Source organism: Nostoc favosum CHAB5714 (genome assembly GCF_020829495.1).
GTDB classification, from domain to species: domain Bacteria; phylum Cyanobacteriota; class Cyanobacteriia; order Cyanobacteriales; family Nostocaceae; genus Nostoc; species Nostoc favosum.
The window spans coordinates 21,371-35,086 of the sequence record NZ_JAIVFQ010000001.1 but is presented as its reverse complement, the minus strand read 5'-3'; the positions used below and the strand labels follow the sequence as shown (position 1 = coordinate 35,086).

The following is a 13,716-nucleotide window of genomic DNA, read 5'->3' as shown; positions in this document are numbered from 1 at the left end:
CACCGTGCCAAATTCGGTTTTTTGTACGCTAAGAAAATTTCAAGTGCCTGAAACGACGATTTTTCGTTCAAACTAGATCAAAACTAGCAGCATAACCATAGTTCTTTCACCAATATAATAATTATATAAAGCACTTCTTAAAAAGCTTACCCCATCTTAGTTTCAGTCTTAGCGTACAAGTTTACCGATTTGGCACGGTGATGCCTTATACCAATTTTTGATTTTAGATTTTGCGAAAACGAATGACAAATGACAAATGACTAATTACGCTGTTGCTCCAACCATTGTAAAACCCGATTCCATGCCCACCAAGGGTCAGAATCGTTTACTTGGCGCTGACACTCTTTGCTACTCAAATAGCCAACATGACCGCCATACTGAGTGAGTAATAAATCTATTGCAGGATTGCGATCGCACGCTTCTTCTAATTCTGGTATGATAGCTGGGTCAAAAAGTGGGTCATCAGCAGCATATAAAATCAAAGTCGGTTTTGAGATTTGCGGCAATATTTGTAAAGCACTACTAGCTTGGTAATATGCTTCCACAGAAGGAAAACCTAGTCGGTTAATTACCAGTTCATTGTCAAAACCCCAGATACTGTTCGCCCGTTCAATCGCTTCTGGGTCAATACTTCCAGGATGGGCATCATGTATTCGCCATGCTAGTTTTTTTAAATTCTGTGCAATCCCCGCTTCCAAATATCTGCCAAAGGGCTTTGTAACTAGATAAGATAGCGATCGCTGTGAATCTAAACTCGGACAAATTACCATACCACCGCCAATATCGCCATCTTCTAGTCCTAAATCTTCATGCTCCCTAATCACCTCACCAGCAACCTTTACCGCCCAGAGTGCCAATTGCCCTCCTAAAGAATACCCTGTAAACAAAAATTTACTCGGACATCCCATTGCCTTAGCAGCAGCAGCGATGCGAACAAAATCTTCCCCCTCATACAATCCATCAGAAGTTAGAGTCGGGGACAATTTGGCAGTTTTGCCGTGGGCACGCCAATCAAATAACACCACAGCGTATCCTTGAGCATAAGCCTTACGTCCTAGCACTCTCAAATACCATTCCGTCTCTAACTCTCCAGTAATGCCATAAGTACCGATAATCGTGCTGTGAGCATTTTCTGGGATGGCAACCAAGCCAAAAATTGGCACACCTTGGCCACCAATAAAGATTTTTTCGTGATAAGACGGTTCTGGTAATAAAGTAGTACTTTTCCAGTAACGTTTTCCCCACAAAGCGGTGTATACAGTCATCATCAGACCGTTTTGTAAAAACCAAGACGGATTGTAGGGGGGAGTATAACACATCATAGACTATAAGATTTCATGTAATTGAGTCTTGATTTCACAGTCATTTAATCTTAATATTTATGTAAGATTTAAGAACTTTTTTAGAATCGATTCAAAAATCTTTGTATCTATCAAAGGTTGTTAATTATCCTTAATAAGTAGTAATAATTTTTAAGAATGCCGAGGATTCTTGTCATAGACGATGACCCAGCGATTTCAGAACTAGTTGCCGTCAACTTGGAAATGGCTGGCTACGATGTTAGTCAAGCTGAAGACGGCATCAAAGGTCAAGCGCTGGCTCTCCAGCTGCAACCAGACTTGATCATGCTCGATTTAATGTTGCCCAGAGTAGATGGGTTTACCGTTTGCCAACGCCTGCGCCGAGACGATCGCACCTCTGAGATTCCCGTGTTAATGTTGACGGCTTTGAGCCAAACTCAGGACAAGGTGGAAGGCTTCAATGCTGGCGCAGATGACTATCTCACCAAGCCTTTTGAAGTTGAAGAACTGCTGGCGCGGGTGCGGGCCCTTTTGCGGCGGACTGACCGCATTCCCCAAGCAGCAAAGCATAGTGAAATTCTCAACTATGGCTCACTCACTCTCGTTCCCGAAAGATTTGAGGCAATATGGTTCAATGAGACGGTGAAATTGACTCATTTGGAATTTGAGTTACTTCACTGCTTATTGCAACGCCACGGTCAAACAGTTTCTCCTAGCGAAATCCTTAGAGAAGTTTGGGGCTACGATCCTGATGACGACATAGAAACGATTCGAGTTCATATTCGCCACTTGAGAACCAAGCTAGAACCAGATCCCCGCCACCCCCGCTATATAAAGACAGTATATGGTGCTGGATACTGTCTTGAATTACCCGGTGTACCTCCAGCAAATGAAGGGGCTTCAGTAACAGTAGTTGAATGAAATCACGCTAAATTCCCTTAAACTTTGCCATCACTTAGGCAAGAACTCTCCGAAACTCTTATTCCTTACCGCTTAGTACAGCATTTCCTTAATTCGTAGCGAATTAAATTTGGCAATGAATGCGTCGGCCGCTTTGTTAATGCGTGGGCGGCCTTGTTAATGCGTCGGCTTGCATTGTTAATGCGTGGGCGGCCTTGTTAATGCGTGGGCGGCCTTGTTAATGCGTGGGCGGCCTTGTTAATGCGTGGGCGGCCTTGTTAATGCGTGGGCGGCCTTGTTAATGCGTGGGCTTGCATTGTTAATGCGTGGGCGGCCTTGTTAATGCGTCGGCTTGCATTGTTAATGCATCTCAATGCAATGCCAATGCGTTCCCCTGCATTGGAAACGCTACGCTTTTACGCAAAACTGTACTTAGTTAAGGTTATTGGTAGAATTTACTAGTGTGTAGAGATGTTGTAATGCAACGTCTCTACAAAGGTAATCCACAGGGAAATTATTTTAAGAGTTTTAAATTAGGATTTCTTCTCAACAGCTTAAAATTAATCACAAAAAGTGATGAGAGAATAGGGTTTTAATATAGCGATATTGTAAGCGATCGCAGGTGGGCGGGTAGTGGTCAAAAAGTTTTTGAAATAAAATTTACATATTTTATTGATTATCGTAACAAAAATTAGTCAATAAGTATAGTATTTTATCTATGAAAGCAATTTAATATTTATTTAATATTGAGGCTTGTGAATCAACAACATTGACATATAAAGCTGTAAGCTATTATTCATCCGATTAAATTTGGCAATCAATAAAACTTGCAATTTATGTAAGTTTTTTCAGTCCAATTTTTGAACCATCTTTGGTCTAAGCCTTCTCTATTGGAAATTCGTATTCAGCGACTCGCCATGTAGAAAGGCACCATAGCCTGCTGCTTTGCAAAGAATTAAAGTTTTCTTTGCCTAATTTTCATGGCAATAAAACATGAAACTTACTCAAAGTAGCTGGGAATTTTTACAACCCAAAATTTATTTTGCTGTTTTTGTAACCAAAATCCCAGTATGTCATTGACTAATACAATCAACTTTAGAAACTTACAAGGCGATTTATTCGGTGGTTTAACTGCTGCGATCGTTTCGTTACCTCTAGCGCTGGCATTCGGTGTTGCCTCTGGTGCTGGGCCTGTAGCTGGTCTTTATGGTGCAGTTTGCGTCGGCTTTTTCGCAGCCTTATTTGGTGGGACACCAACCCTAATTTCTGAGCCAACCGGGCCAATGACTGTAGTTATGACTGCAATTGTCGGTTCCATGACCGCAGCTAACCCCGAAAACGGCTTGGCAATGGCATTTACCGTAGTCATGCTAGCGGGAATATTTCAAATCTTCTTTGGGATATTTAAGTTGGGTAAATACATTACCCTCATGCCTTACAGCGTGATTTCTGGGTTTATGTCTGGGATTGGCGTGATTCTGATTATTTTGCAGATTGCTCCTTTTGTCGGACAGGCAAATCCTAAAGGTGGCGTACTGGGGATGGTACAAAATCTGCCTCTGTTATTAACTAAGATTAATCCTGCCGAAACAGCTTTGGGCTTACTGACACTGGCAATTATTTTCTTCATGCCACGCAAGCTTAAGCGCTTTGCTCCTCCGCAGCTGGTAGCATTAATTATCGGAACTATAGTTTCTTTGACCATCTTCGGCGGTACGGATATCAGACGAATTGGGGAAATTCCCGTAGGACTGCCGTCATTACAATTGCCTACCTTCACTCCATCCCAAATGACAATCATGATTGTTGATGGGGCAATGTTAGGGATGTTGGGTTGTATTGATACTCTACTAACGGCAGTAATTGCAGACAGTTTGACCCGTACCGAACACAAATCTGACAAAGAATTGATTGGTCAAGGTATTGGTAATCTAGTATCTGGTTTGTGTGGTGGGCTACCTGGTGCTGGTGCCACGATGGGAACGGTAGTTAATATCCAAACTGGTGCTAGAACAGCTGTATCTGGTTTAACTCGCGCCTTAATTTTGTTAATTGTAGTTTTGTGGGCTGCGGGTATCACTCAACCTATCCCAATGGCGGTGTTGGCTGGTATTGCTCTGAAGGTGGGGGTTGACATTCTTGATTGGAGCTTCTTGAAACGCGCTCATAAGGTGTCGCTGAAAGGCACAATCATCATGTATGGTGTGTTGTTTTTGACCGTATTTGTTGACTTAATTGTTGCCGTCGGCGTTGGAGTCTTCATTGCTAATATCTTAACTATTGATCGCCTCTCGGAATTACAATCTCAGGAAGTGAAGGTAATTAGCGATGCTGATGATGCAGTTATCTTGAATAACGAAGAGAAAAAATGGCTTGATCTCGCTAATGGACGTGTTCTGCTATTTTACCTGAGCGGGCCGATGATTTTTGGAGTATCCAAAGCGATCGCTCGTGAACATTCAGCAATGGCAGACTCTGATGTGTTGATTATGGATTTGACCGATGTACCAATGTTGGGTGTGACTGCTTCTTTGGCAATTGAAAACGCCATCAAGGATGCTAATGAACAAGGTCGTAATGTATTAATTGTTGGTGCAACCAGCAAAGTCAAAAAGCGCTTAGACAAGTTTGGCATTTCGAGGTTTGTACCAGAGCATTACATGTTTGTAGATCGTGTAGATGCACTTAAACAAGCCGTTGCTTTAGTTAATCGTCATGCAACTGATGCTAATACTTCTGGCGTTAGTACCTACACTGACACCTATTCGTAATTTGTAATTCGTAATTCGTAATTCGTAATTAATGATGCAATTACGAATTACGAATTACGAATTATTTTGAAATGAATCAGAAACACAAGCAAAAACATGATTTTTTCAGAACCAATACTTAATTCGTTTACCTGGTTAAATTTTCTCCCCGTAGGTTTACAGTCTCCTTTCCTAGCAACAACTAACGAGGCGGAATATGCTCCTATTGTGCTGACTGGAGTATTGCTAAGTTTAGTAGTAATTTATCTGGCTAGTAAAATTGGTGGCGAATTATTTAGAATGATGGACTTGCCCCCTGTATTAGGAGAATTAGTTGGTGGTGTGGTTGTGGGTGCTTCTGCTCTTCATCTGGTAGTGTTTCCCGACAGTGGAGCAGCTGGTAGCGACTCCATAATCATGACTATCCTACAATTCATTAATAACCTTAGTGCTGATGCAGTCACATCAATCTTTCAAAGCCAGAGCGAAGTTGTTTCTGTGCTTGCAGAACTAGGTGTGATCATTCTGTTATTTGAAATTGGTCTAGAATCAGACTTAAAAGAGTTACAGAAAGTTGGTTATCAAGCAACAATTGTTGCTTGTGTTGGGGTAGCTGTTCCTTTTGCTGCTGGCACGGCGGGACTGATTTTATTGTTTCATGCCCCAGTAATTCCAGCAATTTTTGCAGGTGCAGCGCTCACAGCTACTAGTATTGGGATTACCTCCAAAGTATTGTCAGAGATTGGGCAATTAAAATCTCGTGAAGGCCAGATTATTGTCGGTGCAGCAGTAATTGATGACATTTTAGGCATCATTGTATTGGCAGTAGTTGCAAGTCTTGCCAAAACTGGTGAGGTTGATATTTTCAACGTCATTTATTTGATTGTCAGTGCTACAGTCTTTCTCATTGGCTCGATTTTATTAGGGAAATATTTCAATCAGAGTTTTGTTGCCATTGCTGATAAATTGCAAACGCGAGGCAACTTAATTATCCCAGCATTTATCTTTGCCTTCTTTATGGCTTTTTTGGGTAGTGCCATTCATTTAGAAGCTATCTTAGGCGCATTTGCGGCTGGCTTAGTTTTGGATGAAACGGATAAACGCAAAGAGCTAGATGAGCAGGTTAAACCTGTTGCTGATATGCTAGTGCCAGTATTCTTTGTGACGGTTGGCGCGAAAGTTGATTTAGGCGTTCTTAATCCTTTAGTTCCAGGAAATCGAGAAGGATTAATTATTGCTACCTTCTTAATTGCGATCGCAATTATCGGTAAAGTTGTCACAGGTTGGTCGGTTTTTGGTCAACCTGGAATTAATCGGTTAGCGGTTGGTGTGGGGATGATTCCGCGTGGCGAAGTTGGGTTAGTGTTTGCCGCCATTGGTGCAGCTAGTGGTACTCTTGATAAACCATTGCAAGCTGCGATCGTTATTATGGTGATTTTGACAACCTTCTTAGCACCTCCTTTATTGCGGTTTGCATTCAAACAATCGCCAGAAGAAAAAGAATCTCTAAAGGAAGCAAATTTAATAGGCTAGTGCCGCAGGGCGGAAGTCAAAAGTCAAAAGTTTTGTATATCAAGACTTTTGCAAGTTTTAAAATGGTGGCTTGATTTACGCGCCCGCTGTACTAGTTACTTTTACCTTCAAACACAAGATAGGTAAAAGAGACGAATTTTATTTTCTCTTTTACCTTCAACCTTTATCTTATAGGCAATTTCCGTGTTAGAAGCTTGCATATTCGCAACAATATTTTGCGGATTTTTCGGCATCATCCTTAAAAAGAACCTCGTTATGAAGATCATCTCTATGGATGTCATGAGTACCGGGGTTATCGCCTATTACGTGCTGATTGCATCACGAAATGGTTTATTCACACCAATTATTTCCAACGTCAAAAATGTCAGATACGCCGACCCAGTTCCCCAGGCGGTCATCTTGACGGCGATTGTGATCGGATTTTCGATTCAAGCGTTAATGCTGGTCGGCGTTATGAAGCTGGCACGGGATAATCCGACTTTGGAAAGCAACGAAATCGAGAAGAACAATACACCATGAGTAACATTACGTTGCCTGCGGCGGGCGTAGCCATCGCATGGATTACACTACCGTTTTTTTTGGGGTTCGTCATTTATTTGCTCCCAAAAATTGACAAATATCTCGCACTGTGTGTGGCTTTTGCTTCAGCAGGATATGCGTTGCAGCTATTTGTCACTCAGTCGCCACTGACACTACAGTTAATAGATAATTTTGGCGTTATTTTAACAGTCGATCAATTAAGCGGCTATTTTATATTAACTAATGCACTGGTGACGGCAGCAGTCATCCTCTACTGTTGGCACAGCGATAAGACAGCTTTTTTTTACGCACAACTGATCATTTTGCATGGCAGTATCAATGCCGCGTTTGCCTGTTCAGATTTGATCAGTTTATACGTGGCGTTAGAGGTAAGTGGTATTGCTGCGTTTCTGTTGATTGCCTATCCCCGAACTGACCGATCAATTTGGGTTGGCTTACGCTATCTGTTTATCAGCAACGTGGCAATGCTTTTTTTTCTGGTTGGCGCGGTGCTGGTCTATCAGGCGCATCATTCCTTTAGTTTTGCAGGTTTGCGCGTAGCACCTCCAGAGGCGCTTGCGCTGATTTTTTTGGGACTCTTGACAAAAGGAGGAGTTTTTGTATCAGGATTATGGTTGCCGTTGACTCACTCCGAATCAGAAACGCCAGTGTCGGCGATGCTGTCGGGAGTTGTGGTAAAAGCTGGTGTCTATCCATTAGTGCGGTGTGCGCTGATGGTAGAAGAGATTGACCCAATAGTGAGAATTTTCGGAGTTGGCACCGCGCTTCTAGGAGTGTTCTATGCAGTCTTTGAAAAAGATACCAAGCGAATGCTAGCGTTTCACACGGTTTCGCAGTTGGGCTTTATCCTCGCTGCCCCGTCCGTGGGTGGTTTTTATGCGCTGACGCACGGACTGGTCAAATCGGCGCTTTTTCTAATTGCCGGGGCTTTACCGAGTCGAAATTTCAAGGAACTGCAACATCAAGCGATCGCTACCCCAATCTGGATTGCCTTGGTAGTAGCCAGCTTCTCGATATCCGGCTTTCCCTTATTGTCCGGCTTTGGGGCGAAGGTGTTGACGACAAAGAATTTGCTGCCTTGGCAAGCGATCGCTATGAATGTTGCAGCCCTTGGAACAGCAATATCCTTTGCCAAATTCATATTTCTGCCGCGTGGGGGAAAAGCGGAGGTAAAGCCTGGTTTCTGGGCAGCCATAATTCTGTTAATCGGTGGGCTGTTCCTAGCTAATATTGCGTATTACGAGGCGTACACCGTTGCGAATATCATTAAACCCCTCGCAACCATCGGCATTGGATGGTTAGCGTATTTACTAATTTTTAAACACTCAGTACTCAAGCTACCGCGTGTCCTTGAACAATTTGACCATTTGATCGGTGTAATGAGTCTGATTTTAATCCTGTTGTTCTGGAAGGGATTTGCATGGTTGGGTATTTAAATCTAATATTGCGACTGACTATCTGGTTTTTGCTCACTGCCGATTTCAGTGTGGCGAATATCATCATTGGCATCAGCATCGCACTTCTATTGCCGGGTGGTAAAACAGCTAAAGAATCATTAAAAGATTGGCTGCGTGTGCTAGGTGAGATCGTAGTGGCGATTCCGCAGGCGTATATTGAGGCATTTCAAATCATCCTCCGCCCGCATAAATACGAAGATATAACGATGGAACAAGTTAAACCAGGACGCACACCAGGGCTTGTATTCCTAGATATATTTTTAATTACCTTTACGCCAAAGACCATTGTCTTGAAATACCACGAAGCAGGCTGGTACGAAGTACATTGGGTGCGACGGAGGAGAAAAGTATGATCCTAAATCTGGTATTGATTGCAATGATTTTGGCAATGCTCATCCCCATGTATGAGGCATGGCAAGATGATGATATTTGGCAAAAAATGCTTGCATTTGCCAGTGTTGCCACCAAAACTTCAATCATGATCCTGGTGGTATCCGTCTTCCGTGATGATTGGATGATTGGTGTTGTCGGGGTCATCATCCTAAGTGTGGGAAATGCTGGCTTAATGTTGCTGGCTCATGTAATCAAACGAATGAATGAAATATGATTGACTTTTTCAGCTATATATGCATAGGCTTAGGACTTTTCTTCTGGTTTTGGGGAACCTTTCCTCTGCTGGGCAAGCGATCGCTATTGTTCAAACTCCATAGTCTTTCGGTTGCAGACACCCTTGGCTCAATGAGCATCATCATCGGGCTGCTCTTAAAGATACCTAGCGAATGGCCGCTACTCATCCTCGCTCTCATCTCCTTGGCCATCTGGAATACAGTGCTGGGGTATGTATTGGCTTACTGTTCTAGTAGCGAGGGTAACTATGAATGATAGCTATCTCTATATCATCATCGCCCTGCTGCCGTTGGCTGCGTGTATGGTGGTATTTCAGGTCAATCCATACCATGCGCTGGTAATTCGCGGCATATTGGGAGCGGTGGCGGCAATGGTATATGCGGTTTTAGGAGCGCCAGATGTTGCTTTAACCGAAGCATTGGTGGGTACTATGCTGGCAATTACCCTTTACGCGGTGGCAGTGCGTTCATCCCTGGTGATGCGTCTTGGCTTGGTCAAAGACGAGGCGATCGAGGCAGATGACGAACAGCATTTTGGGCAACTGATGGATGACTTACGCACAATTTTTCGTAAACGCCAGATGCGTCTGGAACTTGTTCCTTACCCAAATACCCAAGCTTTGCAACGGGCACTGATGGATAAAGAAGTCCATGCGACCTGTGTCAGACGAGAACACGCTGATCCAGACCAGGTAACAAGTGAGGACGAAAAACAGTTTTATCACACCGCCATTAGGGTGAAACGCATCTATGAGATTATGCAATCCGAACTTGCATCACCAGCGACAATCCTGAGTTATGTAAGTACACCAGATTCAGGGGAGGAGCATAAATGAAATGGATCTACATAGCAGCAGGGATAGCGCTGTTTATAAAAATGCTTATCTTGCCGAATTCAGCGCCAGTTGTACCGGATTTCTCGATCGTTGAATCAATTGTTAAAGATGGTGGTATGCCCAATGCGGTAACAGTGATCATTCTCAGGAATCGGTTGTATGACACGATCTTCGAGGTGGTGGTATTTACGATCGCAATTATGGGTGCATACTTTCTGCTGGCGAATGAAAAGCCGTCCTGCGCGATCTATCGTTTCACCGATCAACCATCCATTGTGCTGGCGCGTCTAGGAGCAACTATTGCCGCGTTGGTAAGTATCGAACTAGCTATTAGGGGGCATCTCAGCCCTGGCGGTGGTTTTGCCGCAGGGGTAGCGGGTGGAACTGCGATCGGGTTGATTGCCATTACCTCTTCACCGGAGTGGATGCAAGGGATTTACCAGCGCTACCATGCCGCTACATGGGAAAAAGTTTCGGTTCTTGTTTTCATTGTACTGGCGGCTATAACTCTGGCTGGAGTGGAGTTACCGCATGGGGAAATGGGCGCACTTTTCAGTGGAGGGATTGTCCCCTTGCTGAATATCCTAGTTGCAGTCAAAGTCGCCTTGGGATCGTGGGCTGTGATTTTGGTTTTTGTTCGTTATCGGGGATTGTTGTGAGAGTTACTCAATACCTAACCTAATTTTTTTAACGAACCGCCAAGGACGCCAAGTACGCAAAGGAAGAGAAGAAACAGAAGGAAGAAATGCTTAACTAAACTGTATTGTCAGATAAGGGACTTCAAGTTAGAAAAATATCCCATCCCTGCGGGACGCTCCGCGAACGTAAGGGCGCAAGGCCTTGTGCCCCTACAAATGTACAAATAATTTTGGATAATTTATTTTTTGGAAGTCCCAAGCGATGTTTTCGTAGCCGTGGAATGAGTTACTCCCTTCCCGGTACAAGATTACCTATTTATTTTTCTCTCTCTTCCTTGGCGTCCTTGGCGTCCTTGGCGGTTCGTTAAAAAAATTAACTTTAACAAAAAGTTAAGCCTTAACTGAACCGTATTGCCTTATCTGACGATACACTCCCGCATTCGCTAGTTAACCTTCAGGTAAGTGTGGATAGCTTAAGCAATTCGAGTTACTTGCTGATTCACACGGGGACGACCAAAGCGCTCCCAAGCACTCCCTCCTCGCAGAAACAACTCTAAAAAGCGCAATGGTTCTCCTGAATCGCCTCTTGACCAACCGGAACTACCAGGAGCAAAGGCTAAAGTCCCTTCAGACACCTTGAAGCTGCCATCAGAATACACTGCATCACTGACTACATCTCCAATTCGGATCACGATCTTGGTTTGAGGCTCCAAGTTGAGTGTATGCGCCCCAATAGTTGTTTTGATGTTGCCGTACCCATCAATCCAGGCAATTCGATCTGGTGGAACATCTGGGATTTGCTCACTCTTAAAGCTATCTCCCAGAAGGCTGAAATCTTCATTCATAATAGCAGCCGCCGCCGGAGGAAATACATCCCGTGAGCGAAACTGCGATCCACCACGAGAAACGTTGACCACTCGCAACTCCTTTGTATAGTCTTTGATAAAGGAGAGGGTGTAGCCTGCATTTACACCCACTACTTTTACACCATTGGATAAAAGAGCGTAAGTTAGTCCTTCACCTTCATTGTCTCGCCGGGCTTCGGGATCATCCTGACGAGGGGCACAGTTATGATAAATTAGGCGATCGCTAGGGCCTGGGTTAAGTCCTAGTTGGGCAATCCAGAATCCCGTTGCCAAGGTACTGAATGCTGGAACCGAAAGCAAATGAATTTGGGCATGGGGAAAAGTCATCAGCAGACGTTGTGTGACTTCTGTAAATGCCGGATCTCCTGTACCGTAGTCTGCAATGACGCAGATAAACATTTTGCTTCTCCTTCTAATGGGTAGTAATTTGCAATCAATGGTTAGACAATGGGTGGTGTTCAAACATCTCAGTGAACCTGCCTGATCAGCAGTTTAGATGTGATCTCAACTATATGCAAGATTTCTACTACTGGAGTTTAGACTAAATAAGAAAAAACAGGGTGTCTGATTGAATACAGACCACTGTCAGCAAAAACGCCGGAGTAACCACCTACTCTCACCTGCAAATATGAAACGTCTCAGACTAGAAGAATTTTGTCAAGTAGCTTACAAGTATTTAGGCAGCACCCTTCTAGCTAGATTTTAGATGTGTAATAAAAATCGCTCCAAAAACTTTACGTAAATTGGGTACAGGTTTTACAGAATCTAAACCCAAGCAAGTTTGAGAGATGATTCAATGAGATTGTGGGCAGTAAAAATACGCATATAAAAATACAAAACTTTAAAAAATTACGTAATTTTGCGTAGCCACAAATGGCGATCGCACTTCGAGATTTTTAGCTATGCACTGGATATATGCAAAGCTCAACTGAGCTGAGCCTGTATCTGGCTGGCTAGAAAATTTTGATACAGGCGTTATCGAAAAATCAACCGTTAGTAATCATCAAAAACGGAGAACAAACGAATGGCAATTGTTAATGATAATTTCGCTAACAGCATTAGCTTAGTTGGTAGCTCAGTTAGCACCACAGGGACTAATGTAGGAGCTACAGGAGAACCGGGTGAGCCAAATCACGCAGGGGTAAATTTCGGCAATGATGTCAATTCGGTTTGGTATAACTGGACAGCGCCAGCCTCTGGTCAAGTTGTAATCGACACATTTGGTAGTAACTATGACACCTCTCTAGCTGCTTACCAGGGTTCTCCGGTCAACAATTTAACCACAATTGCTGGTAATGATGACACCAGTGGTCTTCAAAGTCAGGTTGTCTTTACGGCGGTCGCTGGACAAACTTATCAAATTGCCGTTGATGGCTTTAGCAGTAGCCAAGGCTCGATCAATCTCAACCTCAACTTAGCTCCAAATTACACTCAGATTGGAACAGTAGGTAACGATTTTCTATTCGGGACTGGTGCTAACGATGTCATCCGGGGTCAAGCTGGCAATGATGTGATCTACGGCAATGGCGGCACTGATTATCTGCAAGGTGATGCCGGAAATGATTCCCTTTACGGTGCTTCAGGTGCCGACTATATCGATGGTGGTGCTGATAACGACGTTCTCTACGGGAACGGTGGCAAAGACATCCTCATCGGTGGGGCTGGTAATGACCTGATTTACGGCGGTTCAGACGCTGACTATATCCTTGGTGGCGCTGGTAACGATACCATTTACGCCAATGGCGGCGGTGACTTTATTAATAGTAATTCTGGTCTGGATACAATCTGGCTCGGCAGTGGCGCAGCTAGAGTAGTCCTAGAAGCTGGTGATGGATTTGATACCATCAAAAACTTACAGGTAGGTCAGACTCTGTTCCAACTAGGGTCTAACTTATCCTACGCTAACCTGACATTCGCAGATAGCGCAAACGGTGCAGTGATTTCTGCTGGTAACGATGTCTTAGCCGTTGTCAGCTCGCAAACCGCTAGCGCTATCAACAATGCTGCTAACTTCGTCTAAATTGATAGTAGCGAGTGTAGAGATTATGATCTTCTAGCGAAGTGCCAAGCGCGATCGCAGGAACTGAGGGAAGCATAGCTCCCCCACTAATATCAAGTACTGAATACACTACACTCTTTTTTTTAAATCTGCACCGTATATGAGAGACGTTCCCCTAGAGCGTCTCTTTAACTTTTCTACTCTTCTCCTCCTCAGTTTTGAGTTAGGCTGCTTGTTCAAAGTAAGTAAGGAGGCACAATTAAATATAAG

13 protein-coding genes are annotated in these 13,716 nt (G+C 43.7%); 11 read left to right on the top strand and 2 right to left on the bottom strand.

Features of this window, described 5'->3' with window-relative positions:
* Positions 1 to 260: 260 nt before the first annotated feature.
* Positions 261 to 1,322 carry a YheT family hydrolase gene (locus LC586_RS00155; protein ID WP_229482390.1) on the bottom strand — a complete coding sequence of 354 codons (1,062 nt, stop codon included), beginning with the start codon at positions 1,320 to 1,322 and terminating at the stop codon, positions 261 to 263.
* A gap of 156 nt (positions 1,323 to 1,478) precedes the next feature.
* On the opposite strand from LC586_RS00155, the gene rpaA reads away from it, so the two are divergent.
* The 10 genes from rpaA to LC586_RS00105 all read left to right on the top strand — a co-directional run bounded on the left by rpaA (position 1,479) and on the right by LC586_RS00105 (position 10,602).
* Positions 1,479 to 2,222: a two component system response regulator RpaA gene (gene rpaA / locus LC586_RS00150; RefSeq protein ID WP_118170349.1), complete on the top strand. Its 744-nt coding sequence runs from the start codon at positions 1,479 to 1,481 to the stop codon at positions 2,220 to 2,222.
* A gap of 1,049 nt (positions 2,223 to 3,271) precedes the next feature.
* Entirely contained in the window at positions 3,272 to 4,972 is a 1,701-nt protein-coding gene (bicA, locus tag LC586_RS00145) for a bicarbonate transporter BicA (protein WP_229482389.1), read from the top strand.
* A 96-nt stretch (positions 4,973 to 5,068) separates the two neighbouring features.
* The gene (locus LC586_RS00140; protein WP_229482388.1) at positions 5,069 to 6,484 is read left to right on the top strand and encodes a cation:proton antiporter; all 1,416 of its coding nucleotides are present in this window, start codon (positions 5,069 to 5,071) and stop codon (positions 6,482 to 6,484) included.
* A 183-nt stretch (positions 6,485 to 6,667) separates the two neighbouring features.
* Complete coding sequence (locus LC586_RS00135) at positions 6,668 to 7,003, top strand: cation:proton antiporter subunit C (RefSeq protein WP_152588762.1); 336 nt, start codon at positions 6,668 to 6,670, stop codon at positions 7,001 to 7,003.
* Complete coding sequence (locus LC586_RS00130) at positions 7,000 to 8,460, top strand: cation:proton antiporter (RefSeq protein WP_229482387.1); 1,461 nt, start codon at positions 7,000 to 7,002, stop codon at positions 8,458 to 8,460. Before LC586_RS00135 ends, LC586_RS00130 begins: the two co-directional genes overlap by 4 nt.
* Positions 8,445 to 8,834: a Na+/H+ antiporter subunit E gene (locus LC586_RS00125; protein ID WP_229482386.1), complete on the top strand. Its 390-nt coding sequence runs from the start codon at positions 8,445 to 8,447 to the stop codon at positions 8,832 to 8,834. The genes LC586_RS00130 and LC586_RS00125 overlap by 16 nt, the downstream gene beginning before the upstream one ends.
* The gene (locus LC586_RS00120) at positions 8,831 to 9,088 is read left to right on the top strand and encodes a hypothetical protein (protein ID WP_229482385.1); all 258 of its coding nucleotides are present in this window, start codon (positions 8,831 to 8,833) and stop codon (positions 9,086 to 9,088) included. Before LC586_RS00125 ends, LC586_RS00120 begins: the two co-directional genes overlap by 4 nt.
* Positions 9,085 to 9,363, top strand: a complete 279-nt coding sequence (locus LC586_RS00115) for a monovalent cation/H(+) antiporter subunit G (protein WP_185585622.1) — start codon at positions 9,085 to 9,087, stop codon at positions 9,361 to 9,363. The genes LC586_RS00120 and LC586_RS00115 overlap by 4 nt, the downstream gene beginning before the upstream one ends.
* Positions 9,356 to 9,943: a DUF4040 domain-containing protein gene (locus tag LC586_RS00110; protein ID WP_229482384.1), complete on the top strand. Its 588-nt coding sequence runs from the start codon at positions 9,356 to 9,358 to the stop codon at positions 9,941 to 9,943. Before LC586_RS00115 ends, LC586_RS00110 begins: the two co-directional genes overlap by 8 nt.
* Positions 9,940 to 10,602 carry a Na(+)/H(+) antiporter subunit B gene (locus LC586_RS00105; protein WP_229482383.1) on the top strand — a complete coding sequence of 221 codons (663 nt, stop codon included), beginning with the start codon at positions 9,940 to 9,942 and terminating at the stop codon, positions 10,600 to 10,602. Before LC586_RS00110 ends, LC586_RS00105 begins: the two co-directional genes overlap by 4 nt.
* Positions 10,603 to 11,054: 452 nt before the next feature.
* On the opposite strand, the gene LC586_RS00100 is transcribed toward LC586_RS00105, so the two are convergent.
* Positions 11,055 to 11,846, bottom strand: coding sequence for an SAM hydrolase/SAM-dependent halogenase family protein (locus tag LC586_RS00100; RefSeq protein WP_229482382.1), 792 nt, complete (start codon positions 11,844 to 11,846; stop codon positions 11,055 to 11,057).
* 625 nt (positions 11,847 to 12,471) lie between these two features.
* Here LC586_RS00100 and LC586_RS00095 point away from each other — a divergent pair.
* Positions 12,472 to 13,467, top strand: coding sequence for a calcium-binding protein (locus tag LC586_RS00095; RefSeq protein ID WP_229482381.1), 996 nt, complete (start codon positions 12,472 to 12,474; stop codon positions 13,465 to 13,467).
* Positions 13,468 to 13,716 lie beyond the last annotated feature (249 nt).